The organism is Microbispora sp. H10830 (assembly GCF_014161375.1).
GTDB classification, from domain to species: Bacteria; Actinomycetota; Actinomycetes; order Streptosporangiales; family Streptosporangiaceae; genus Microbispora; species Microbispora catharanthi.
On the sequence record NZ_JABBWX010000001.1, the window covers coordinates 562,388 to 586,365 of the forward strand.

At 73.1% G+C, this 23,978-nt stretch carries 22 protein-coding genes; 9 read left to right on the forward strand and 13 right to left on the reverse strand.

Annotated features, from left to right (window positions below; all coding sequences use genetic code 11):
* Positions 1–20 precede the first annotated feature (20 nt).
* Entirely contained in the window at positions 21–2,111 is a 2,091-nt protein-coding gene (locus HHX35_RS02630; RefSeq protein WP_182897395.1) for a DUF6421 family protein, read from the reverse strand.
* Between the two features lie 173 nt (positions 2,112–2,284).
* Here HHX35_RS02630 and HHX35_RS02635 point away from each other — a divergent pair, with 173 nt between their 5' ends.
* Positions 2,285–2,995, forward strand: coding sequence for a hypothetical protein (locus tag HHX35_RS02635; RefSeq protein ID WP_182897396.1), 711 nt, complete (start codon positions 2,285–2,287; stop codon positions 2,993–2,995).
* Here HHX35_RS02635 and HHX35_RS02640 read toward each other — a convergent pair.
* Positions 2,935–3,597, reverse strand: coding sequence for a response regulator transcription factor (locus HHX35_RS02640; protein WP_182897397.1), 663 nt, complete (start codon positions 3,595–3,597; stop codon positions 2,935–2,937). The two genes, HHX35_RS02635 and HHX35_RS02640, sit on opposite strands and share 61 nt — an antisense overlap.
* Complete coding sequence (locus tag HHX35_RS02645) at positions 3,594–4,775, reverse strand: sensor histidine kinase (RefSeq protein ID WP_182897398.1); 1,182 nt, start codon at positions 4,773–4,775, stop codon at positions 3,594–3,596. The genes HHX35_RS02640 and HHX35_RS02645 overlap by 4 nt, the downstream gene beginning before the upstream one ends.
* 194 nt (positions 4,776–4,969) lie before the next feature.
* On the opposite strand from HHX35_RS02645, the gene HHX35_RS02650 reads away from it, so the two are divergent.
* Together HHX35_RS02650 and HHX35_RS42460 are read left to right on the forward strand one after the other, a co-directional pair.
* Positions 4,970–6,598, forward strand: a complete 1,629-nt coding sequence (locus HHX35_RS02650; protein WP_182897399.1) for a zinc ribbon domain-containing protein — start codon at positions 4,970–4,972, stop codon at positions 6,596–6,598.
* Positions 6,599–6,626: 28 nt separating this feature from the next.
* On the forward strand, positions 6,627–8,471 hold the full coding sequence (locus HHX35_RS42460) for a serine/threonine-protein kinase (protein ID WP_220504902.1): 1,845 nt from the start codon (positions 6,627–6,629) through the stop codon (positions 8,469–8,471).
* Here the strand turns inward: HHX35_RS42460 and HHX35_RS02660 are convergent.
* From HHX35_RS02660 to HHX35_RS02680, 5 genes are all read right to left on the reverse strand, one after another.
* A complete protein-coding gene (locus HHX35_RS02660) occupies positions 8,461–9,282 on the reverse strand; it encodes an adenosylcobinamide amidohydrolase (protein ID WP_182897400.1) in 822 nt (273 codons plus the stop codon). The genes HHX35_RS42460 and HHX35_RS02660 overlap by 11 nt on opposite strands.
* Positions 9,279–10,094 carry an ABC transporter ATP-binding protein gene (locus tag HHX35_RS02665; RefSeq protein ID WP_182897401.1) on the reverse strand — a complete coding sequence of 272 codons (816 nt, stop codon included), beginning with the start codon at positions 10,092–10,094 and terminating at the stop codon, positions 9,279–9,281. The genes HHX35_RS02660 and HHX35_RS02665 overlap by 4 nt, the downstream gene beginning before the upstream one ends.
* Positions 10,091–11,119, reverse strand: coding sequence for an iron ABC transporter permease (locus tag HHX35_RS02670; RefSeq protein ID WP_139578104.1), 1,029 nt, complete (start codon positions 11,117–11,119; stop codon positions 10,091–10,093). The genes HHX35_RS02665 and HHX35_RS02670 overlap by 4 nt, the downstream gene beginning before the upstream one ends.
* A gap of 68 nt (positions 11,120–11,187) precedes the next feature.
* Complete coding sequence (locus HHX35_RS02675) at positions 11,188–12,138, reverse strand: ABC transporter substrate-binding protein (protein WP_182897402.1); 951 nt, start codon at positions 12,136–12,138, stop codon at positions 11,188–11,190.
* Positions 12,139–12,383: 245 nt separating this feature from the next.
* Entirely contained in the window at positions 12,384–12,719 is a 336-nt protein-coding gene (locus tag HHX35_RS02680) for a helix-turn-helix domain-containing protein (protein ID WP_182897403.1), read from the reverse strand.
* Between the two features lie 69 nt (positions 12,720–12,788).
* Here HHX35_RS02680 and HHX35_RS02685 point away from each other — a divergent pair, with 69 nt between their 5' ends.
* Together HHX35_RS02685 and HHX35_RS02690 are read left to right on the forward strand one after the other, a co-directional pair.
* Entirely contained in the window at positions 12,789–13,397 is a 609-nt protein-coding gene (locus tag HHX35_RS02685; RefSeq protein WP_182897404.1) for an NAD(P)-dependent oxidoreductase, read from the forward strand.
* A gap of 308 nt (positions 13,398–13,705) precedes the next feature.
* A complete protein-coding gene (locus HHX35_RS02690) occupies positions 13,706–14,980 on the forward strand; it encodes an acyltransferase (RefSeq protein WP_310738859.1) in 1,275 nt (424 codons plus the stop codon).
* Here HHX35_RS02690 and HHX35_RS02695 read toward each other — a convergent pair.
* A complete protein-coding gene (locus HHX35_RS02695) occupies positions 14,943–15,815 on the reverse strand; it encodes a Gfo/Idh/MocA family protein (protein ID WP_182897405.1) in 873 nt (290 codons plus the stop codon). The two genes, HHX35_RS02690 and HHX35_RS02695, sit on opposite strands and share 38 nt — an antisense overlap.
* 99 nt (positions 15,816–15,914) lie before the next feature.
* On the opposite strand from HHX35_RS02695, the gene HHX35_RS02700 reads away from it, so the two are divergent.
* On the forward strand, positions 15,915–16,493 hold the full coding sequence (locus HHX35_RS02700) for a histidine phosphatase family protein (protein WP_182897406.1): 579 nt from the start codon (positions 15,915–15,917) through the stop codon (positions 16,491–16,493).
* A gap of 78 nt (positions 16,494–16,571) precedes the next feature.
* Here HHX35_RS02700 and HHX35_RS02705 read toward each other — a convergent pair whose 3' ends face one another.
* The 3 genes from HHX35_RS02705 to HHX35_RS02715 form a co-directional block, all read right to left on the reverse strand.
* Entirely contained in the window at positions 16,572–16,847 is a 276-nt protein-coding gene (locus HHX35_RS02705) for a hypothetical protein (RefSeq protein ID WP_182897407.1), read from the reverse strand.
* A gap of 116 nt (positions 16,848–16,963) precedes the next feature.
* Complete coding sequence (locus tag HHX35_RS02710) at positions 16,964–17,197, reverse strand: DUF397 domain-containing protein (RefSeq protein WP_079314287.1); 234 nt, start codon at positions 17,195–17,197, stop codon at positions 16,964–16,966.
* Positions 17,198–18,019, reverse strand: a complete 822-nt coding sequence (locus tag HHX35_RS02715) for a helix-turn-helix transcriptional regulator (protein WP_182897769.1) — start codon at positions 18,017–18,019, stop codon at positions 17,198–17,200. It abuts the gene before it with no gap.
* A 199-nt stretch (positions 18,020–18,218) separates the two neighbouring features.
* Here HHX35_RS02715 and HHX35_RS02720 point away from each other — a divergent pair, with 199 nt between their 5' ends.
* Both HHX35_RS02720 and HHX35_RS02725 read left to right on the forward strand, forming a co-directional pair.
* On the forward strand, positions 18,219–18,728 hold the full coding sequence (locus HHX35_RS02720) for an ATP-binding protein (protein ID WP_310738860.1): 510 nt from the start codon (positions 18,219–18,221) through the stop codon (positions 18,726–18,728).
* Positions 18,729–19,149: 421 nt separating this feature from the next.
* Positions 19,150–21,537, forward strand: a complete 2,388-nt coding sequence (locus HHX35_RS02725) for a helicase-associated domain-containing protein (RefSeq protein ID WP_182897409.1) — start codon at positions 19,150–19,152, stop codon at positions 21,535–21,537.
* Positions 21,538–21,554: 17 nt separating this feature from the next.
* Here the strand turns inward: HHX35_RS02725 and HHX35_RS02730 are convergent, their stop codons facing one another.
* Complete coding sequence (locus tag HHX35_RS02730; protein ID WP_182897410.1) at positions 21,555–22,805, reverse strand: ArgE/DapE family deacylase; 1,251 nt, start codon at positions 22,803–22,805, stop codon at positions 21,555–21,557.
* A 95-nt stretch (positions 22,806–22,900) separates the two neighbouring features.
* Between HHX35_RS02730 and HHX35_RS02735 the strand changes: the two genes are divergently transcribed.
* Positions 22,901–23,956, forward strand: coding sequence for an endonuclease/exonuclease/phosphatase family protein (locus HHX35_RS02735; RefSeq protein ID WP_182897411.1), 1,056 nt, complete (start codon positions 22,901–22,903; stop codon positions 23,954–23,956).
* Positions 23,957–23,978: the final 22 nt, after the last annotated feature.

Consider the following 23,978-nt stretch of genomic DNA (forward strand, 5'->3'; position numbering starts at 1 on the left):
GCGTTCCTCCCCGGCCCCGTTCACGCCCGGATGCCCCGGGTCGACTCCACCACGTCGGTGAGCTTACGGCGCAGGGCCTCGTAGAACATGCTCAGGGGGAACTCGTCGGGCAGCACGGCGTCGACCATGGCCTTCTGCTCGGTGGGCAGCGCCTGCACGCCCTGCTTCCACGCGGACGCCGGGTCGGGCTCGACGTACGTCGCGACCAGCTCGTGCGCGGCGAGCCAGTGCGCGCGCTTGGACCGGTCGATGCCGTCGCGGTAGAGCTTCTCCACCTCGCCGCGCAGGTCGGCGACGCCGTCGGCGACCCGCGACCAGTCGATCGTGAGCCGGTTGTCGGTCCACCGCACGATGCCCTGCCGGTGCAGGTAGGCGAACAGCAGCTGGCCGCCGAGCCCGTCGTAGTTGCGCACCCGCTCGCCGGTGATGGGGAAGCGGAACAGCCGGTCGAACAGGATGGCGTACTGCACGTACCGCGCGTGCGGCACGCCCGCGGCCTCCAGCTTCACGGCCTCGCCGTACGCCGTGAGGTCGCAGCGCAGCTCCTCCAGGCTGTAGAGCCAGTACGGCATGCGCTGCTTGATCATGAACGGGTCGAACGGCAGGTCGCCGTGGCTGTGCGTGCGGTCGTGGACGAGGTCCCACAGCACGAACGTGTCCTGGGCGAGGTCCTGGGACGCCAGCAGCCGGGCGGCGTCCGGCGGCAGCTCCAGCTTCAGCGTGGCCGCGGCGGCCTCGCTGACCCGGCGGAAGCGGGCCGCCTCGCGGTCGCAGAAGATGCCGCCCCAGGTGAAGCGCGGCGGGGTCTGGCGCACGACCACCGTCTCGGGGAACAGCACGGCCGAGTTGGTGTCGTAGCCGGTGGTGAAGTCGACGAACGTGATCGGCACGAACATCGGGTTGTCGTAGCCGCCCCGCTCCAGCTCGGCCAGCCACTCGGGCCACACGACCCGGATCCACACCGCCTCGACGTTGCGGTTGGGATTGCCGTTCTGGGTGTACATCGGGAAGACGACCAGGTGCTCCAGCCCGTCGATCCGCTGGGCGTCGGGGTGGAAGACGTTCAGCGAGTCGAGGAAGTCCGGCACGCCGAGGCCGGCCGACACCCACGCCCGGAAGTCCTTCATCACCGCGTCGAGATACTCGGCGTCGTGCGGGAAGTGCGGCGCGAGCCGTCCGATGCCGTCGACGATCTCGCTGATGCACGCCACGGCCTCGTCGTGGTCGCCGGTGACCGAGCCGTCCTTGGCCTGGAGCGGGCGCAGCCGCTCCACGGCGGCCTTCAGCCGGGCGAACTCCTCCGCCACCTCGGGGCGGGACACGCGGGCGGCGCCGGACGCCTCGGGCACGCGGGCGGCCCAGGTCACCAGGTTGCCCCACAGCTTCTCGTGGTCGTAGTCGTGGATCGAGTCATCGCCGAACAGGTCGGAGTCGGCCAGGACGACCACCCGGCCGCGGCCGTGCCGTACGGCGGCGACGAGCGGGGCGTTCGCGGGGTCGGCGGACCCGGAGGTCGTGAACAGGACGCTCTCCCCGGCCGGCACGCCGAGCGTCCCGGCGCGGTAGAAGCAGGCCCGGCGCACCTCTGCCAGCAAATCCTGGGCCACACCGCCCCGCTCGGTCACGGCCTGCGCGGAGGGGACGCCGAGGATCCAGGTGGCAACGGTGTTGTGGCAGTTGGCGGGGTCCTGCACGGTCGCGTGCTCGACCGTCACCCCGAACCGGGTGAGCAGCTCGCCCAGGTTGCTGCCGTACTTCTCCTGCTCGTGCTCGGCCAGCACGATGAGCCCGCCGCCGCCCGCGACGTACGCCTCGAGCGCGTCGATCTCCTCGGCGGAGAAGACGGGGCTGCCGACCCCGGTGGTGCGCTCCCAGCGCTCGGCCGAGGGGTGCGCGACCACGAAGACGTCACACCCGTCCAGCACGTCCCGCGTGATCGGGCCCTCGGTGTGCGCGCGCACCGTGTGGCCGAGCCGCCGCAGCGCCCCGGCGGCCTCGGCATAGCTGTTGTCGTCGGGGTGGGCGGGATTCATGGCCTCGGCGACCTCTCGCCGGATCGTCCATGCCTCGCTGTGCGCCTCGTCGAACAGGACCGCCGGGAAAGCCTTCATGAAAAATCTCCCGTAGTGTGAGCCGTCTTCCGGAAAATATACACATACCTAGCCTTGCGGCGATAAGTCGCTCTAGCGGATGAGGAGACATCACCCGAGCGGCGGACGAGTCCCCGGGGGTCGCTCACCTACCGTCACCGGCCGTAGGGAGACAGACCCGAAGGGGAAGATCGATGTTCAAACTGTCCGACTCGGTGGCCTTCCGGCGCACCGTCACCGGAGTCCTGCTTTTCGTCGCGCCGCTGCTGCAGTTGGTCGCGCTCCTCGTCGACCCCGGCACCTGGGGCGACGACCGCGAGATCCTCAGCTACGGCGACAACCCGGCCCTGGCCCAGCTGGAGTCGGCGCTCTACCACTGGAGCTGGCTGCTCGTCCCGATCGCGGCCTTCGGCCTGCTGCACCTGGTGCGCAAGAGGTCCGTCGTCCTCGGGCACATCGCCGGCGGCATGACCATCGTCGGCTACATCAGCCAGTCGGCGCTGCTCATGATGGACCCCGTGGAGTGGTGGTTCGGGCAGCACTACCCGGTCGAGCAGGGCCAGAAGATGTTCGACGAGGTGTTCAACCTGCCCGGCACGATCTTCGGCTTCGTGATGCCGTGGCTCTACCTCGGCATGGTCGGCCTGCCGCTGCTCCTGCTGGCCGTCTGGCGCACCGGCTTCGTCCACTGGTGGGTGCCGGCCGTCGTGGCCCTGGGCTACCTGGGCTCGCTCGCGGTGCCGTACAGCCCGGTGATGATCCCGTTCTGGGGCGCCCCCGTCATCGCCCTGGGCTACCTCGGACTCAAGGTGCTGCGCATGACGAACGCCGAATGGGCGTCGTACTACCCGAGCGCCGACCCCGGCGTCACCACGCCCGACTCGTACGCGAACACGACCGCCTGAGCGCGGTCGCGCAGGTTCAGCTTCATGAGCACGCGGGCGACGTGGGTCTTGACCGTGGCCTCGCCGACGAAGAGCTCCTTGGCGATCTCGGCGTTGGTGAGGCCCCGGGCGAGCATCCGCAGCACCTCCAGCTCACGCGGGGTGAGCTCGGCGAGCTGGGGCGGCCGGACCGGCTCGTGCCGGCCCGCGAAGGAGGCGATCACCCTCGTGGTGACGGCGGGGTCGAGCAGGCCGTCACCCGCGGCGACGACCCTGATGGCCTCCACGAGCTGCTCGGGCGGCGACACCTTCAGCAGGAAGCCGCTGGTGCCCGCGCGCAGCGCGGCGTACAGGTTCTCGTCGGTGTCGAACGTCGTCAGCATGATGACCTTGGGCGGCCGGGGCGCGTCGAGCAGCTGCTTCGCCGCGGTGAGCCCGTCCATGCGCGGCATCGAGATGTCCATGAGCACGACGTCGGGCTGCACCCGCCGGGCCAGGGCGACTGCCTCGGCGCCGTCGGCGGCCTCGCCCACGATCTCCATCCCCGGCTCGCTCTCGACCACCATGCGCAGGCCGGCCCGGATCATCGCCTGGTCGTCGGCGAGGACGATGCGGATGGTCAATTCGTGGCCTCGCTCATCGGCACTCCCTGGGAGATCGGCAGCGTCGCGCGGACGCGGTAGCCGCCCTGCGGCAGCGGCCCGGCGTCGAGGGAGCCGCCGAACAGCTCGGCCCGCTCGCGCATGCCGATGAGCCCGTTGCCGGTGGACAGCGCCGGTCCGGCGCCCCCGCCATTATCGGTGATCTCGAGCTCCAGCCGGTCGGGGAGGTAGGCGATCCGGATGCGCGCGTCGGCGTCCCCGGCGTACTTGACCGCGTTGGTGAGGGCCTCCTGCACGATCCGGTAGGCCGACAGGTCGAGACCGGGCGCGAGCCGTACGGGCTCGCCCTCCGTCTCCAGCCTCACGCGAAGCCCCGAGGATCCCACCGTCGAGATGAGGTTGGGCACCATGTCGAGCCCCGGCTGGGGCAGCGCCTCGTCCTGCGGCATCCGCAGCGCGCCGAGCATGATCCGCAGCTCCTCGACCGCCTCCCGGCCCGCCCGCTCGATGCCGCTGAGCATCTCGGCCTCCTGGGAGGGGCCGTCCTCCTGCGCCGCGCCCATCCGGCGGCGCAGCACCCCGGCCTGCATGACCATCATGCTGACGCTGTGGGCCACCACGTCGTGCAGCTCCCTGGCGATCCTGTTGCGCTCCGCGGCGACGGCCTCGGCGGCCCGGCGTTCCCGCTCCACCTCCAGCCGCGCCGCCCGCTCGCTCATCCGGTGCGCGCGCAGGAGGTAGCCGCGCAGGGCCAGCCCCGTGGCGTACGCCGAGCCGAACATGACGGTGAGGTAGATGACCTCGTCGAACGGCAGGAACCGGTGGTCGACGGCACCCGAATCGAAGATCAGGATGCCCGCGAGCGCCCAGGCTCCGCCGTGCCTGACCGGCAGATGGGCGCCGATCGTGTGGAAGACGATGAGCAGCGCGGCGAGCTGCCAGACGGGGCAGCCCGGGTGGCCCTGCCGGTGCCAGACGTACTGGGCGAGGATCATGAGGATGAACACCGCCACGGGAGCCCTGCGGCGATACCAGACCAGGACGCCGGTGACCAGCGCCTGCCCGACCCACCACAGCTCGGGCCGCGGCTCGCCGTACGCCGGAGCCACGGTGAACGCCTCAAGGGTGCCCAGCGCGATGATCGCGAGGCCGATCAGGAGGTCGACGCGGGGGACGGAGCGGAGGGGGGACAAGCGCATGCGCGCAGAGTAATCCCTGCCCGGCATAGCGCGCATCAGGCAACAGACGTCCCGCAATCGGCCTGCAAGTCAACGTCAAGCGACGGCACGATCATCGCCCTGTATCAAGTGGGTGTCGGTCACGATACCCACCTTGTCGAGCACTGTCCGCGCTGAGACGCTTGAAGCGTTCCGAACAGGCCTAGGAGAAGCAGATGCCCCGCCTGCACTCCCTTATCGCGGGGCTGGGCGCGCTCTCGGCGCTCGCGGCGCCCATGCTCCACCCGCACCCCAGCGGTTCCACCGACCGGGTCACCCCCGGCGCCGTACGCGTGGAGTCCTCCTCGCACGTCCGCATCACGCTGCTCGACGACCGCGGCGTGATCAAGCAGCTGGCCCGGGACTACGACGTCGACCTGGCGAAGGGCAGCGGCTTCACGGTCACGCCCGACGGCGTGGTCGTCACGGCGACCCAGGTCGTGCAGACCGCGGACGACCCCCGGGTGTACGCCGCCAACCGGGTGTTCGCCGAATACTTCAAGGTGAAGATCCCGGCCGACTTCAAGCGGCACTCGCTGGACGACGCCGACCTCGACCGGCGACTCCAGGCGTGCTACCCGCCGCAGCAGACCGACTCGACCTGCATCGCCGACGTCACGACGAACGTCAGCGTGTACCCCAACCTCGACCCGCCGCCGCCCGGGGGCCTGCCCGCGCAGATCCTGACCAGCGGGACGTCCCCCGCGGCCCCGGCCGTGCTGAAGGTCACCAAGGGCGGCGAGAAGCAGTCGCTGCCCACGGTCCCGCTGGGCACGGTGATCGGCGGCGCGGTCGAGTCGCTCGACGTGATGACCCTCACCGGCAGGCCGTCGGCGAAGCTGCCGCCCAAGCTCGACACCGCGCACCTCGACCCGCCGGGCAGCCGGACCTTCAAGGAGCGCGACAAGGTCGCCAAGCTGCTGGACGACGGCGCGCCCGGCGCGGCCCTCATCGACGACGGCAAGAGCGAGGTGGTCGGGTTCGTCTCCGGGGGCGGCGGCGAGCCGGTGACCATCACCCCCGCCGACGACATCCGCAGCGCGCTGGTCGCCGCCGGGGTCACCCCCCGCCGCGGCCCGGTCGACGTCGTGTACGAGAACGCGCTCGCCTCCTACCACAACAAGCTCTACAGCGGGGCGATACCGGCGCTGCAGCAGGTGCTCAACCTGCGGCCCGACCACGCGGTCGCGGCCGACCATCTGCGGGTCGCCCAGTCCAAGGCGGGCACGGCGGAGGACGCCGGCGCCAAACCGGCGGCGCGCCCGGCCGCTCCCAAGCAGCCGAAGTCGTCGGTGCCGCCGTACGTGTGGGCGGCCGGCGGCGTCGTGGTCCTCGCCCTGCTGGCCGTGGGGGTCGTGCTGCTGCGCCGCAGGAGCGCCGCCCGACCCGACACCGGCGGCCAGCCGGACCCGGGGATCGACGGGCACGGTTTCGCCGCACAGGGGGACTTCGCGGGCGACGCCGGGTCCTACCCGCCCGGGGAGAACTCCTGGCCGCCGTACGCCGTGACGAGGGTGTTCGGGGCCGAGGCCGCCCGGTCGCCCGAGGTCATGGGGCCGGCTCCGGTGACTCCTGTGCCCGCGGATCCGTCCCCGCCCGGCGGGCAGGCGCACCCCGCGGACCTGTCGCCGCCGCACGGGCACGCGCTTCCGGCCGACCCCTCGCCGCCGCGTGGGCATTCGTACCCGCCGAACCCGTCGCCGCCGCGTGGACAGGCACAGCTGAAGTTCTGCACGCAGTGCGGCATGCGGCTGGGCCAGGGACACCGCTTCTGCGGCTTCTGCGGGAACCCGGCCGATTCGTGATCAACAGAACGTTCAAGGGGGAGACCGCATGACCGAGGGGCCCGTGATGCCGCCGCTTGTCGGGCGGCGGCTCGGCGACTACACGGTCGAGGCGGTCGTCGGGCGGGGCGGCATGGCGACGGTCTACCGGGCCCGCGACCAGCGGCTCGGGCGGGCCGTCGCGCTGAAGGTGCTCGCGCCCCAGCTCGCGCACGACGACCGCTTCCGCGACCGGTTCGTGCGCGAGTCCCGCATGGTGGCGAGCATCGACCACCCCAACATCATCCCGGTGTACGAGGCCGGCGAGCGCGACGACCTGCTGTTCATCGCCATGCGCTACGTCGAGGGCAACGACATGCGCAAGCTCGTGCAGTCGGAGGGCGCGCTGCCGGTCGGGCGGGCCAACCCGCTGTTCGCGCAGATCGCCTCCGCGCTGGACGCCGCGCACGCCCACGGCCTGGTGCACCGCGACGTGAAACCGGCCAACATCCTGGTCACGCGGTCCGACCACGTCTACCTGACCGACTTCGGGCTGACCAAGAGCTCCGCGGCCGAGGCCGGGCTGACCAGCCACGGTCACTTCATGGGCACCCCGCGCTACGTCGCCCCCGAGCAGATCCGGGGCCTGCCGGTCGACGGCCGGAGCGACCTGTACGCGTTCGCCTGCGTCGTGTACGAGGCGCTCTCCGGGCAGCCGCCGTTCCAGCGGGACACCGAACTCGCGCTGCTCTACGCCCACGTGTCCCACGACCCGCCGCCGCTCACTCCGTACCGGCCGGATCTGCCGCACGCGGTGAACGCCGTGATCACGCGGGCGCTGGCGAAGTCGCCGGGCGAGCGGTTCGAGACATGCCAGGCGTTCGTGTCCGCGCTGCGCGACGCGATCAGCGGCGGCGCGGGCGACCCGGCGCCGGTCTCCCCGTCCTATCCCCCGGTCTCCCCGTCCTATCCCCCGGTCTCTCCCTCGTATCCCCCGGATCCCCCGGTCTCCGCGGGATCCCCGGGATCCGCCGGGTCCCGTCCGCAGGGGTCCTACCCGCCGGTCACGCCCTCCTCGTTCCCTCCCGGCACCAGGCCGCCCGTCTCTCATCCCTCCGGCTCGGTGCCCGCGGCGTCCCGCCCGCCCGTGAGCCACCCGTCCTCGGGCCCGGTGCAGGGCCGAGTGCAGGGTGCGGTGCAGGGTGCGGTGCAGGGGCACGGGTCGTACCCTCCCGCGTCGCCGCACTCGCAGGCGACGGTCGCGTCGGCGGCCTCGCGGGACCACCGGCGGAGGCTGCCGCTCGGGCCGCTGATCGGCGGCCTGGCGGTCCTGGTGTCCATCGCCGTCGCCGCCGCGCTCCTGCTCACCAAGGGAGGGGACACCGCCGCGACGTGGAACACCTACCCGGGCAGTACGGCGGCGCCGTTCACCATGTCCTACCCCTCGGCCTGGGGCGAGGCCAAGACCAACGCCGACCAGTGGATGATCGCCTCCCCGGCCGTGGACGAGTTCAACGCGCTGTTCGCGGTGCCGGGCAACACCGACTGGTCGAAGGTGAACCCCATCATCACGGGCCATCCGGACCGGGCCACGGGCGTGTTCGCCCAGGTCAGCAACACCCTGAGCACGTCCGACTCGCCCATGGAGCTACAGGAGAGCCTGGGCCCCGCGCTCCCGGGCGCGACCACCTACTACGGCGTGCCGACACCGACGACGGTCGGAGCCAGGCCGGCGTTCCGGATCGAGGGCGTGCTCAGCGACCCCCAGCAGGCCGGACGGCTCGACTTCTTCGCCTACGTCGTCCGTCAGGGCGACGCCGGCACGACCGTCCTGGTCACGTTCTTCTGCCCGGCCGGCCGGTGTGACCGGTCGATGATCGACCACATGGTGAACACGATCACGTTCACGTCCTAGCCCGCCAGGTCCGCCAGTCCCGCGCGCCGTCGAGGACGGCCCGGTGGACCGCGCGGGCGATCCGCGCGCCCCAGACGGAGCGCGGGCCGCCGAACGCCTCCGCCGGGCCGTCCTCCCGTACGGCGACGCAGACGGCGTCCGACGCGGTCCCGGTGCAGGGGAATCCCGCCTCCAGCAGCGCCTGCGTCTTCGCCTCGGTGACCGTCATGACGGCGTTGACCAGCGCCGGATCGGAGAACGCGACCGGCACGGCCACCAGGATGTTGATCGTCCCCGGGCGCGGCGCGCGCTCGCCGGCGTCGCACACCGCGGCATCGCGCACACCGGCATCGCGCACACGGGCATCGCACACCCTGACGTCGCCCGCGCCGGCGGCCTCCCGCGCCGTCCCGGAAGCGGCCGGGCCGGCGGCCTCCCGCCCGGGCTCCTTCCCGGTCTCCGGGGCGGCCGGCAGGCCGGGGTCGGGCACGCCGTCGGGCGCGGCCGCCCAGGTCGGCACGCCCAGGCCGACCGTGGCGACGGCCTCCGCTCCCCCGTCGGCCGCCGCGGCGTACCGCTCCACCAGTGCCGCCGTCATCATGCCGACCCCGGCACCGCCGGGACCGAGCGCGTCCATGTGCTCGACCGGGTCCATGCGCGAGTAACCGGCGGCCACCTGCACGTTCAGCACCCACTCCCGGTGGCCGATGCCGCCGCCGAGCATCGCCGAGGAGATCATCCGCCAGCCGGGCCCGAACCGCCACAGCAGCGCGCCCAGCCGCAGGCCGTCCTCCACCCGGTGCGTCAGGGACGGCCGCGGGACGCCCGTCATGCCTCCTCCACCATCGAGGCGATCGACGGGCGGACCAGGTGGACGACCGGGCGCCCCTCGGGTCCTGGCTCCACCCGCACGCGGGCGCCGAAGTGCTCGGTCAGCAGCGGCTCGGCCAGCACCCGGGCGGGCGGCCCGGCCGCGACCGCGCGCCCGGCGGCCAGCAGCACGAGCGCGTCGGCGTACTGCGCGGCGAGGCTGAGGTCGTGCAGCGTCGTCACGACGGTGAGGTCGTCGGCCAGGCGCAGCCGGTCGACGAGTTCGAGCACCTGCTGCTGGTGGCCCAGGTCGAGCGCCGTGGTCGGCTCGTCCAGCAGCAGCACCGGCGCCTGCTGCACCAGCGCCCTGGCGAGCACGACCCGCTGCCGCTCGCCGCCGGACAGGTGCCCGAGCGGCCGGGACGCGAAGCCGTCCAGGTCGAGCCGTTCCAGCACCGACCGCGTCACCTCGCGGTCTCGCGCGCTCTCGCCGCCGAGATAGGGGATGTACGGCGTACGGCCCAGCAACGCGTAGTCGTAGACCGTCATGTCGGGCGGCAGCGCCGGGCTCTGCGGGGCGTAGGCGATCAGCCGGGCCCGCCGGCGCGGGCGCAGGTCGTCCACGGCCGTCCCCTCGACGATCACCTCGCCCTCCCTCGGCACCAGCCCGGCGACGGCCCGCAGCAGCGTGGACTTGCCCGCGCCGTTCGGCCCGATGACCGCCAGCCACTGGCCGGGCGCGGCCGACAGCGTGACGTCCGTGAGCACCCGCCGCCCGCCCAGCGTGACGCCCACGCCGCGCGCCTCGACGGCCGGTACGGCGCGCCCGCTCACGTCTCCACCCGCCGGGTCACGCGCAGGACGGTGACGAAGAACGGCGCCCCGACGAACGCCGTGACCACCCCGATCGGCAGTTCGGCCGGCGCGAGCACCGTACGCGCGATCGTGTCGGCCAGCACGAGGAACGCCGCGCCGCCGAGGAACGACAGCGGCAGCACGATCCGGTAGGACCAGCCGGCGAGCCGCCGGACCACGTGCGGCACCACGATCCCGACGAACGCGATCAGCCCGCTCACCGCCACCGCCGACGCGGTGGCCAGCGAGGCGGCCAGCAGCACGACGAAGCGCACGCGCGCCGCGCGCAGACCGAGGCTGACCGCCTCCTCGTCGCCCACCGACAGCACGTCGAGCAGCCGCCCGTGCAGCAGCATGACGACGGTCGAGACCACGGCGTACGGCGCGATCATGCGGAGCTGGTCCCAGCCGCCGCCCACGTCGCCGAGGATCCAGGAGTAGATCCGCTGCAGTTCGTCCACCTTGAGCTGCTGCACGAAGGTCTGGATGGCGGTGAGGAACGAGGTGACCGCGACCCCGGCGAGCACGAGCGTCGCGGTGCCGCCGCCCCGGCCCGCCGTGTGGCCCAGCGCGTACGCGAGGAACACCCCGCCGACGGCCCCGGCGAAGGCGGCGATCGGCACCGCGGTCACCCCGGCGTCTCCGCCCAGGAAGACCACGACGAGCGTCACCGTGAGGCCGGCCCCGGCCGCCGCCCCGAGCAGGTAAGGATCGGCCAGCGGGTTGCGGAACACGCCCTGGTAGCCGGCCCCGGCCGTGGCGAGCAGCCCGCCCACGACGGCGGCGAGCAGCACCCGCGGCACCCGGAGCTGGAACAGCAGCCCCTCCTCGACCGGTGCGAGGCCCGAGTGCACGGACACCAGCGGCAGCCGGTCGAGCAGTGCCAGCGCGATGGCGCGGGGCGAGATGCCCGCCGCGCCCGCCATCAGGCCGAGGGCGAGACTGGCCACCAGCACGGCGGATGCGACCAACAGCGCCCGGCCGCGCGGCCGCGCCGGCGTCATCACGCCACCACCGGCCGCACCGCGTCGCCGTTCACCGCACCACCAGGGGCGTCCGCGTCACCACCGGCTCAGCTCGCCGCCTTCTGCACGGCGTCGCTGACGGCCTGGGCGAGGTCGGCGACCCGGGGCCCCCAGCGGGAGGCGACGTCGTCGTCCAGCTCCACCACGCGGTCCTTCTTCACGGCGGACAGGCCGGACCAGCCCGGCCGCTTGGCCAGCGCGGCGGCGTTCTGGCCGCAGCACCTGGTGTCGCCGAGGAAGATCAGGTCGGGGTCGGCCTTGGCGATGAACTCCGCCGACAGCTTGGGATAGCCGCCCGCCGCGTCGGGCGCCTCGTCGGCGATGTTCTTCAGCCCGAAGAGGCTGTAGACCTGCCCGATGAACGTGCTCGACGTCGCCGCGTAGGGCGTGGTGTCCAGCTCGTGGTAGTACGTCAGCTCCTTGCCCTTCGGCGCCGCCGCCGCGAGGGTGTCGATCTTCTGCTTGACGCCGCTCGCCACCTCGTCGGCCTTGGCCGCGTTGCCGGTGGCCGCGCCGAGGTCCCTGATCTGGTCGTAGGTGTCGTCCAGCTTGGTGGCGGCGGGTTCGAGCAGCACCGGCACGCCGACCTTGCCGAGCCCGGCGACCACGCCCTCCAGGTCGTTGGCGAGCACCACGAGGTCGGGCTTGGCGGCGACGATCGCCTCGACGTTGGGCTTGAACCCCGACAGCGACGTCTTGGGCGCCTCGGGCGGGTAGTTCGACTGGTCGTCCACCGCCGCCACCTGCGCGCCCGCGCCGATCGCGAAAAGGATCTCGGTGGCCGTCGGGGACAGCGACACGATGTGCTCGGGCCTCTTGGCGATGGTCACCGCGCCGTTGCCCGCCTGGATCGTGGCGGGGAAGGCGCCCTGTCCGGCGCTGTCCGAGGCGGCGGGGGTGGGGGTCGCGGACGTGGCGGCGCCGTCGGTCTGGCCGCAGCCGGCCAGAGCGAGCACGCCCAGCACCACACCCGCGACGGCCGTGCGTACGGGCCTCACGAGGTCCTCCATCAGGGGGAATGCCGGGAATCGAGGGACCCGCTGGAAGCGACGGATCACCCTTTTCCACGAGGGTCGATGGCGTCGGCGCACGGCGCAGGCGACCTGGCTCGTCCCCGGGGGCGGGGAACCACAGTTGCGGGACAGCGCCGGGTTCTCACCGGACTTCGCTGCGCGGTGCGCGTCGGACGCAACGGTATCAACCCCTCACGCGGCGTCCACCCCCGCCCCGTCCGTGCCGGGGATCAACGCGGGGCCTCATCCGACCGTTCGAGGTCGAGCGCGACCGCGCGGACCGCGTCCACGATGGGCAGCAGCCTCCGCCCGAACGGCGTGAGGGCGTAGACCGTCGACTGCTTGCCCCTCGACTCGACGGTCCGGCTGACGACGCCGGCGTCTTCGAGCTTGCGCAGACGGCTGGTGAGAGTGACGGCGTTGGCCCGCGGGATCGCCCGCTGCAACTCGTTGAAGCGCATCTCCGACGCCTGAAGCGTCATCAGGATCGCCAGCGTCCACAGGTCGCCGATGACCGACAGGACCTGCATGCAGCGCGCCAACCTGGGGTCGCCGACCTCTTCCATGACCCGCCCAGTCTAGCTACTGCTAAACTTCTTTAAGTGGTAAACATTCTTTAGCAGAAGGGGAGGCCGATGCGAATCACGATCTTCGGCGCGACCGGCCGGATGGGGCGCCTGCTGGTCCGGCAGGCGCTCGACGCGGGCCACGACGTCACCGCCTACGCCCGCGACCCGGGGAGGATGCGGACGGCGCATCCCCGGCTCTCGGTCGTCGCCGGCGAGCTCGACGACGACCACGCGATCGTCCAAGCGGTGCGGGACGCCGACGCGGTCGTCGAGGGCGTCGGCTCCGTCAGCGATGGCACCCGCAGGATCATCGGCGCGATGGAGCACGCGGGCGTCGACCGGTTCGTCGTGGTGTCGACCTGCAGCGTGCCCGATCCGCGCGACCTTCCCGACGCGGAGTTCGCGAGCCTGGTGGCCTTCGTGAAGACCGTCGCGCCGGGTCCGTACGCGGAGGTCCGCCGCGCCGCGGACCTGGTGCGCGCGTCCGGCCTCGGCTGGACCCTGGTGCGCGTCGCCAGGCTCGACGACGGGCCGGCCACGGGACGCGTCAAGGTCGGCCACTACGGGCACGGCGTCGTGGGGCCGTCGATCACGCGTGCCGACATGGCCGCCTTTCTCCTGGGCCAGGTCTCCGACGGGACCTACCTGCGCCAGGCCCCCGCGATCAGCAACTGATCACGCCGCCTGCCTGGGCGTACGCGGGGATGGTAGGGCTGGCCCTACCCCGGGCGGTAGGGGGCCGCCCATGATCGGAAGTAGGGACCGCGTCGCTGTGCCGGACGGGGCCGCGGCGGGACGCTTGACGTGCTCGACGGGACCGGAACTCCGAGGCGTCAGAGCCTCGCAGACCTCGACCCCGGAAGACACCGAACCCCGAAGACCCCGAGCTCCACAGACCCGCACACCGGGGAACCCCAGGCCCCCGGCCCCGCCGCCCGCGGGCGTCCCCCCGCGGCGGCCCGACACAGCGAAGGCGGCCCCCCGTGTCCCTGACCATGCTTCCCCCCGCACCCGAGAGGGCCCCGGCCGCGCCCGCGCCGCGGGACCGCTTCATCGACGTCCTGCGCGTCTTCGGGATGGTCCTGGTGGTCGTCCAGCATTGGACGATGCCGGTCCTGTCGTACGCCCAGGGACGGCTCACCACGGGCAACGCCCTGGCGGCGGTTCCGTACGTCACCTGGATCTCACAGGTCATGCCGCTGGTCTTCTTCGCCGGGGGCGCGGCCAACGCGATCAGCTTCAGGTCCGCCGCCCGCCGGGGCGGGACGGCCCGGGAGTGGACGGCGCGGCGAGTGCGCCGCCTGGCCTGGCCGGTGGTGCCTCTGGCGGTCGTGTGGTTGCCGCTCCCCCACCTCCTGGTGGCCCTCGGAGTGCCCGCGCAACCGGTGGAAACGGCCGCGCGGACGGTCGGCCAGCTGCTGTGGTTCCTGGCGGTCTACCTGCTGGCAGTGGTGGCCACGCCCCACCTGCTGCGGCTGCGGACCGGGGTGGCCCTGCCGGTGCTGGCGGGCGGCGCGGTGCTGATGGACGTGGTCCGGTTCTCCGGTCTGGAGGCCGCCGGCTACCTCAACGTCGCGTTCGTCTGGCTGGCGGTCCATCAGGTCGGGTTCCGGTACGCCGAGGGCGGCCTGGAGTGGCTGACGGGGCGGCGGGCCGCCGGGCTCGCGGTGGCCGGGTTCGCGATGGTGGCGGCCCTGGTGGCGACCGGGCCCTACCCCGCCAGCATGATCGGGATGCCCGGGATGATCTCGAACATGGCCCCGCCGAGCGCCTGCCTGCTCGCGCTGTTCGCCGGTCAGCTCGGCCTGGCGATGCTGCTGCGCCCCGCCCTGAACGCGCTGGCCGCCCGGCCGAGGGCCGAGGCGGTGCTCACCGCGCTCGCACCGCGCATGATGACCGTCTACCTGTGGCACATGACCGCGCTCGTCGCCGTCGCCGGTGTGGCGACCGTCGGGTTGGGGCTGGCGACCCCGCACGCCGGCTCGGCGGCCTGGTGGAGCGCCGTCCCGCTGTGGCTGGCCGCCCTGGCGCTGGTCCTGGTCGCGCTCACCGCGCTGCTCGGCCGCTTCGAGGACCCCGTGGGCGCCGCCGCCCACCGGCTCGTGCCGGCGGCCGTCCCGCTCGTCGGCGGCGCGCTGCTCACCCTCACGATCACCGGCTTCGCGCCCGGCCCGGCGCCGGTGATCGCGTCCCTGGCTCTGGTCGCGGGCCTGGCCCTGGTCAGCCGGCCCGCAGCTGCCGCTCCACGTCGTCGATGATCTCCTGCAGGCGCAGGCCGTGGCGGGCGTCGAGCGGATGCCCGCCGCCGTCGCGTACCGTGCCCGCGAACTGCCGGACCACCTCGGGGAAGACGTCGCCGAGTTCTGAGCCGAGCAGCGAGGCGCTGCCGAGCCGTCCGTACACGTCGATCCGGCTGGGCGGGGTCTCGCCCTCGGCCGCCATGCTCAGCGACGCCTCGCTGACCGCGCCGCCCTCGTGCTCGAGCAGCAGGCCGACCCAGCCGAGCGGGTCGCCGTGGGCCTCGACCGCGACCACCCGGCCGAGCGCGGCGTCGAGCAGGTCGATCATGTGCGGGCCCACGTCGAGCACCGCCCCGCGCTCCAGCCGCCAGGGGGTGGCGAAGGGGCCGCCGCGCAGGCTTCCGGAGACGTTGGCGGCGTGCCCGCCGAAGGGATCGATCCGCCGGACCCGGTCGAGGAAGTCGACCGTCGCCGCCGAGTAGCGGAACGTGAAGAGCATCTGGGAGGCGACCCCCGCCTCCTCGATCGCCCCGGCCAGGCGCCGGGCGCCGTCGAGGTCGGCCGCGAGCGGCTTCTCCAGCAGCAGCGCCCTGCCCGCCCGGGCCGCGAGCACGCCCAGCTCGGCCTGCACTGCGGGCGGCACGCAGAAGGCGACCGCCTCCGACGCCGCGAACAGGTCCTCCAGCCGCTCGAAGGAGGGCGCGCCGTGGGCGTCCGCCAGCGCTCGCGCCGCCTCGGGCCTGCGCGCCCACACGCCGGCCAGCGTCGTGTGCGGCCCGGCAGCGAGGGCGGGCGCGTGCACCATCTCCGCCCACGGTCCCGCACCGACCAGTCCCACCCGCACCGGCTCCACGGCGCCCCCTTTCCGCGGGGACCCTACTGCAGGCCACGGGCGGGCGGTCAAGGGGGCCGTCGCGCGTGAAATCGGCCGTACGGGCAAGATGGACCCTCTATGAACGTCATCCTGCTGAGGCACGGCGAGACCGAGTGGAGCAAGGCCGGGCGGCACACGGGCCGCACCGACCTGCCGCTGACACCCCACGGCGAGGAGGAGGCGCGCGCCCTGTCCCGCCTGGTTGCGGGCCGGTCGTTCGCACTGGTCCTCGTCAGTCCCGCGCAGCGGGCCCGCCGCACGGCCGAACTGGCCGGCGCCGGGCCGTACGAGGTGGACCCGAACCTGTGGGAGTGGGACTACGGCGGCTACGAGGGCGTCTCCACTCCCGACATCCGCGAATCACGGCCCGGCTGGTACGTCTGGCGCGACGGCGTCGTCCCGGGTGACGAGGCGCACCCGGGTGAGACCGTCGAGCACGTCGGGGAGCGGGCGGACAAGGTCCTCGCCCGTATCCGCTCGACGGACGGCGACGTCCTGGTCGTCGCGCACGCGCACATCCTGCGTGTGCTGGCGGCGCGCTGGCTGTCGCTGCCCGCCGGCCACGGCAGATACCTGCGCCTCGACACCGGGACGTACTCCGTCCTCGGTCACGAGCACGACGAGCCCGTCCTGCTCCGCTGGAACGTGCCGACCTGAACGTGCCGGCCTGAAACGTGCCGGCCTGAATCACGCCTGTCCGATCAGACGCGCGCCTGGAACGCGTGTCACACCGTGTCACACCTGGGCGACCGGCTGGGGTTGCGGACCTCGGCCGGTCAGCCATTCCAGGACCTTGCGGTGGCCGTGCCGGGCGTCCTCGAAGTGCCCCCACCGCCAGTACCTGGGCTGCTCCCGCACCCCGGTGACCCATGTCCGGTACGCCACCAACCTGGGCCGCCCGTCCGCCGGGTCGGCCGGTGCCGCGACTCCGTAGGTGCGGATCACCACGCGGCCTCCGGGTGCGAACAACTCGTCGTCGGCCACCGGGTAAAGAGTCATCTGGTCCAGCACGGGGTCCCCCTTGTGAGCTTTCCTGGGACTCACTGTGCCGGATCCGTGTTACGCCTCCCGCGTCGCGCTGTTACGCCCGTGAGAAGCGGGTGAACACGGGGTTACCCCAGAACCGGTCAGACCAGGAGGCCGTCGAACTCGCCGTCCTTGACCCCGAGCACCAGGGCCCGTATCTCGTCGCGGGTGTAGATGAGCGCCGGTCCATCGGGATAGCGGGAGTTCCGGACGGCCACGCCGCCGTCGGGAAGCTCGGCCAGCTCCACGCAGTTGCCGGTCGAGTTGCTGTGGGCGCTTTTCCGCCAGGTGACCCCGGCGATGTCAGTTGCGGGCATCCCGTTATATGTCTGCATTCATGTCTCTCTGAGAAGTTCGCCGAGGATCTCGGCAGTGCCGCCGGGCGTGGTGCTCTCCACGCACAGCTGCTCCATGGCCGTGAGGTAGGGATCGATGTCCTCACGTTTGTCCAGGTAGAGCGCACCCCAGAGCTGCTCGACGTAGACCACGTCCGAAAGGTCGGACTCCGGGAAGCGGAGGATGGTGAACGCGCCTCCCTCGGCCGCGTGCATCCCGTAGCGAAGGGGCATCACCTGAAGGGTGATGTTGGGCAGCGTGGACACCTCCAGCAGGTGCTGGAGCTGTTCCCGCATCGTCGCACTCCCTCCGATGGGCCGCTTGAGCGCGGCCTCGTCGATGACGGCCCACAGCCGGGGGCCGTCCTTGCGCGTGAGCCTCTCCTGCCGCTGCATCCGCAGATGGACGCGCTGTTCGAGCTCGGCCTCCGAGGCGTCCGGATAACCGAGCATGATCACCGAGCGGGCGTACGCCGCCGTCTGCAGCAGGCCGGGCACGAACTGCACCTCGTAGGTGCGGATCACGCTGGCGGCCTCCTCCAGGCCGATGTACGTGACGAACCAGTTCGGCAGCACCTCGCCGAACTTGTGCCACCACCCGGGCGTGTTCGCCTCGCGGACCATCTCCAGCAGGCCACGCCGCTCGGCGTCGTCGTCGACGCCGTACAGCGTGAGGAGGTCTTCGACGTCACGTGTCTTGAACCCGACCCGGCCGAGCTCCATCCGGCTGATCTTCGACTCCGAGGCACGGATGTGGAATCCGGCGACCTCGCGGGTCAGGCCCCGCTGCTCACGCAGGCGGCGAAGGCTCGCGCCGAGCATGATGCGTCGAACGGTGGAACCGGATCCGGGCGGATCTATGGACACGTGCTATTCCTCCGCTTTGTGGACTGGTTCACAGTCTGTCAAAGATCGCCCCCTTCGTCCCAGTGGTGTCGGGGGTAACCGTAGCGCTTGCACAACGCGCTTGCACGTGCATTCGCTCTTGCACATGCACGGGAGTGTCCCTCATCATGATCTCGTGCAGTCCACGAACCTGACTCGTGGCCAGAACCAGTGGTCGGCGCTCGACTGGTGGCCGCCTATCGGCTGGTGGCCGGAGCCCGCACGCGATCTCCTCGAACCCGGGTCGGCCACCGCCAGCGCCACCTTCGTCCTGCCGCCCCGCGCGGAATCGGTCCACTCGGCGCGCAGCTTCGCCGCCGGGACCCTCTCGGGCTGGCAGCTGGCGGACCTGCTCGACGGGATGGAACTGGTCGTCTCGGAACTGGTCACCAACGCCCTGCGGCACGGCATGACGCTCGCCGACAGCCGCGCACGGGAGGCCATGCGGCTGTCGCTGATCCGGCGGGGCGCGCACGTGACCTGTGCGATCACCGACCCAGGAACGTCCGCGCCGGTGCTGCGGGATCCGGCGCCCTTCGAGCCGGGCGGCCTCGGGCTGCACATCGTGGAGTCGCTGAGCGTGTGCTGGGGATGGTGCCCGCTCGTCCCGCAGGGCAAGGCGGTGTGGGCCGTACTGGCGGCCTGAACACCGGCCGGCGGCCGGACGGCGGGGCCACGCGCTTCGCCGTCGGTTTCGGCCGCCCCGCGCGGGGAGCGACCGTTCTCCGGCCGGGGGCGCCGGAAAACCTAACCAGATCGCCAGATCTATATGTCGCCGGTCATGGTCCGCCGGCCGAAGAGCGCTCCCGTGCAGCCCGGAATGCATGGGAGCGCCCTCCGGCCGGCGGCCCGGATTCCCCGGAACCGCCCCTGAGGCCGGTCGGGGCACGCGATGATGGGCTGAGAGCGGGCCGTGGCGGCCCGGCGGCGTGTTCGTTCCCCATCGATCGGCGGAGAAATATCGTGATCTCGGGATCCGTGACTTTGCGCTCTTTGTTCGCCCACGGACCCCGCCGAGACTGTGATCTGCACTACGGTGGCTTCCTGGGACTCCCGAGAGATCAACTATGGACGATCACCTAATCGGCTGGCTGACCGGTCTTGACGAAGACAGGCTCGCCCGCGTGCTGGCCAACCGGCCGGACGCGATCGCCGCGCCGTGGCCCCGGCGCCTGGACGCCCTCGCGCAGCGTCTGACCGACACCTTCGCCGTCATGGAGGTCATGCGCGGCCTCCCCCTTCCCCCGCTCGAACTCCTGCAGGCGTGCCTGGTCATCGGCGGCCGTCCGACGGAGGACGAACTGGCCCGTTTCCTCGGGGTGAGCACCTCCGCGGTGATCCCCTGGCTCGACCGTCTGTACGACCACGCCGTCGCCTGGCCCGGTCGTGACGGCAGGATCAGCGTGTCCGAGGCAGTCGCCCGCTGGTGGACCGCGCCCTGCGGCCTGGGCGAGCCGCTCGGCGCGTACCTCGACTCATGGAAGCTCAGCACCGACGCGCTGCGCCGCATGTGCCGCGTGCTCGACCTGCCCCCGCACGGCGGCAGGCGCCAGGTGATCGCCCGGATCACCGCGCTGATCGGCGACTGCGAGCGCCTGGGATCGCTTCTCGACGACGCCCCCGACGGCACGCTCGGCATGCTCGACGACTTCGCGTGGGACGGCCCGGTCCGCAGCGTGCACGGCAACCGGTTCATCACCCCGGGCACGCCGGAGAAGTGGGCGCTCGACCGCGGCCTGCTCTTCCGCACCCAGTGGGACCTGGCGGAGATGCCCCGCGAGGTCGCGCTGGCGCTGCGCGGCCCCGACTACCGCGGGCCGTTCACGCCGTACCCGCCCGACCTGGCCACGGCCGAGGCGGACGCCGACGCCGTCGAGCACGCGATGTGCCTGGCCGCGCCGCACGTGCTCGACCGGGCCACGGCGCTGCTGGAGAACGTCGACAAGTCGCCGCTGCCGCTGCTCAAGAACGGCGGGGTCGGCGTGCGGGAGATCAAGCGCCTGGCCAGGGAGACCGGCTGCGCCGAGGACGAGATCCGGCTGCTGCTGGAGGTCTGCGCGGTCGCCCGGCTGATCGCGATCGACGAGGAGGCGGGCGGGCTGACGCCGGCCGGCCGGTACGACGCGTGGCGGCTGGAGGAGGCACCCATGCGGCTGCGCGTCCTGCTGGCCGCCTGGTGGCGGATGGAGCGCTCGTCGCTGCGCCGGGTGGACGGCCGCCACCCCGCCGCGCTCGGTGACGACCCGGCCGGCGAGACGATCGCCAGGATCCGGTGGGCCCTGTTCGCTGCGCTCGCCGAGATCCCCGAGGGCAGGGCCTTCGCGACGCTGCCGGAGCTCGTGCAGCGGGTGCACTGGCGCGCCCCGCTGCTCGACCGGGACCTGCTGGACGGCTGCGCGGCGGCCGTGCTCGAGGAGGCCCGCCTGCTGGGGCTCGTGGCCTGCGACGCGCTCACCGGTCTCGGCCGGGCCCTCGCCCCGCTCGCGGCCGTGGCCGGGGACGAGAGCCGCGAATGCGTGCCCGAGGTCGAGCACGACCCGGCGCTGGCGAAGGCCGCCACGCACGCCATGGCGAGCGCGCGGCGCACGGCCCTGTTCGGCGCCGACCTCACCGCCGTGGTGACCGGCCCGCCCTCGGTCGAACTCGCCGCGCTGCTCGACCGCGCCGCGGACCGCGAGTCGCAGGGCTCTGCGTCGGTGTGGCGGTTCAGCCCCGCGAGCGTACGGCGGGCCCTGGACGGCGGGGACACGGCCGACACGCTCATCGCCGACCTGTCGGAGGCCGGGACGCTCCCCCAGCCGCTGACCTACCTGATCAGGGACGTGGCGCGGCGGCACGGCGAGGTCACGGTGTCGTCGGTCGGCTGCATCGTCCAGGGTTCCGACCCCACGCTGCTCGCCGAGATCGCCGCGCACCGGAAACTGGCCAAGCTGGGCCTGCGGCTGCTGGCGCCGACCGTGCTCGCCGGCGCGGCGCCCGCCGCGGCCACGCTGGCCGCCCTCAGGGAGGCGGGCTACGCCCCCGTTCCGGTGGACGACACCGGAGAGATCACCATCCGGCGCGAGCCGCAGGGCGGGCGGCTGATCCTCCTGCCCGGCGGGCGGGTCGCCGAGCTCGAACCTCCCGGCCCCCTGCTGGAGCCCCCGCCGGACCCGCGCGAGCATGCCAGGCGGCTGCTGGTCAGCGGCGGCCCGGTGGCGGCCGCGGCGCAGCCCCGCCAGACGTGGGCCGTCATCGGGCGCATGGCGACCCGGCTCCCGGCGGCGCAGCAGTCGCTGCTGGGCTTCGTCGTGGACCGCGACGTCCGGGCGATGATCACGCTGGCCGACGGCGTCACCGCCACGATCAGCCACGGAGAACTGCGCAGCGGCGTGCTCGACGCGTGGTGCGAGGAGGCCGGCGACTACCTGGAGTTCCCGCTCAACGAGATCGCCTCGGTCACCGCCGACAGCTGACAGCCGTCACAGCGGTCTCAGCGGACGCCGCAGCGGCGCAGGACGAGCAGGGCCAGGGCACGGGTGACGTCGCGGACCTCCCGCAGGTCGACCTGCTCGCGCGGGGCGTGCGCGAAGCGGACGTCGCCCGGCCCGTAGTGCAGGGTCGGCACGCCCGCACCCGCGTACAGGCGCAGGTCGCTCCCGTACGGCGCGGCGGTGCGGCCCGGACGCGCCCCGGTCACGTCGGCCACCGCGCGGGCCGCCTCCTCCGCCAGCGGGTGCCCCTCGGGCAGCCGGCCGCTGGCGAACTGCCCGCCCGGCCAGGTGACGCGTACGGGGTTGTCCCGCAGCCAGGGGTCGTCCAGATCGGCGAGCGCCGTCTCCAGGGCGGCGCGGGCGGCGGCCGGGTCCTCGTCGAGCCGGACGCCCAGCCGTCCCTCGGCCACGAGCAGGTCGGGAACCGTGCTCGCCCAGTCGCCCGCGCGCACGGTGCCGATCTCGATCGGATACGGCAGCGGGTTGCCCGCGAAGAGGGAGCCGGGATCGGCGTTGCGCTCGCGTTCGAGCCGCCTGACGGCCTGGAGCACCGGCATGAACGCCTCGACGGCGTTGACGCCCTCGTAGCGGGTGGCGCCGTGCGCGGCCCGGCCGGCGACCTCGAGGCGGAAGGTCAGCGCGCCGGCGTTGGCGGTGATCAGCTTCCCGCTCGTCGGCTCGGTGATCACGGCCGCCTCCCCGGTGTGGCCCCTGGCCAGGGTGGCGAACGCGCCGAGCCCGCCGTCCTCCTCGCTGACCACACAGTGGACGGCCAGGGGACGCGCGAGCCGTACGCCGGTCGCGCGCAGCGCGCGCACCACGGCGAGGTTGGCGGCGAGGCCGGCCTTCATGTCGCAGGCGCCCCGCCCATGCAGGGTGGTCGCACCGAGGCGGGCGCCGAACGGGTCCTGCCCCTCCCACTTGCCCGGGTCGCCGATCGGCACGACGTCGGCGTGCCCCTGCAGGATGAGCGCGGGCGTGCCCTCGCCCTCGGTGACGCCGACGACGCCGTACCCCTCGGCGCGCTCCGCCTCCATGCCGGGGAACCCCTCGCGGGAACGGAGATCGTCGAGGTCGAGCTTCCACATGTCGACGTCGAGGCCCCATTCGGTGAGCATGCGGGCGCATCCGTCCTGGAGGTCCGACTCGGCGTCGGTGCCGGTGACGCTCGGCACCCTGACCAGGTCGGCCAGCAGGCGCACCGTCTCCGCCTCGTCGATGGCGTCCAGGACTCTCGCTTCCACATCCATGCCGGAGACTGTACGGCCTGCCCCCGACCGGCGTGGAGCCCCTCGACGCACGTGCGGACCGTCGTACGGTGGATCTTTCGGGAAGGAGTCCGGGGATGGCGAGACTGACAGCCGGCTGGGTGGGCCGCCCGGGGGTCTGGCGCGGCCTGCTCGCGTGGCCGGCGGTCGCGCCGTTCGCGCTCTGGGCCCTGCTGCGGCTGGTGCCCGGCGACGTCCATTTCCGGTGGGTGCAACTGGTGGCGTTCACGCCGTACGTCGCACTCGCCTCGGTCGTCGCGCCGCTGGTCGCGCTGCTCGTGCGGCGCCCGGCGGCGCTGGCCGCCGGGCTGGCGGTCACCGCGACGCTGGCGGCCTGTGTGCTGCCCCGCGCGCTGTCGGACCCGTCCCCGCGCGCCTCGACAGGCGCGGGCGTGCGGGCGGCCGGCGCCCTGGGCGCATCGGGGACACAGACCCCGGCCCTGCGGGTCCTGTCGGCCAACCTGCTCTACGGCTCCGTCCCGCCCGCCGCGCTGGTGGACCTCGTGCGGCGGCTGCGTCCCGACGTCCTGACGCTGCAGGAGCTGACCCCGCAGGCCTCGGCGGGCCTGCGGGCGGCGGGCCTGACCGCGCTCCTGCCGTACGCGGACGACCGGGCCCAGGAGGGCTCGGGCGGCTCCGGGCTCTTCACGCGGTTCCCCCTGCGGCCGGAGGAGCTCACGGCCTTCAACGGCCGCCGGCAGGCGGCGGGCGTCATCGAGGTCCCCGGCGCCGGACCCGTCGCCGTCGTGTCCGTGCACCCGTGCGCACCGCGCTACGTGTACCGGTTCAGGTGCTGGTCGAAGTCGCTCGCCTCGCTGCCCGATCCGGGCGGGCGCGTACAGATCCTGTCCGGGGACTTCAACGCCACGCTCGACCACGCCCGGGTCCGGCGCCTGCTCGACGCGGGCTACCGGGACGCGGCCGACGCGACCGGCAACGGCCTGGCCGGCACCTGGCCATACCGGAGGTCGTCGGACTTCGGCGGCCTGCCGGTGCCGCCCGTCACCCTCGACCACATCCTGGTGGATCCGCGCGTCGCGGTCCGGGCGTTCGGCGTCCACCGGCTGCCGGTGACCGACCACCGGGCGATCTTCGCCGAACTGGTCCTGCCCTCCGCCGCGCCTTCCAGCTGATCCCGGTGTGCCCCCGTGTCGG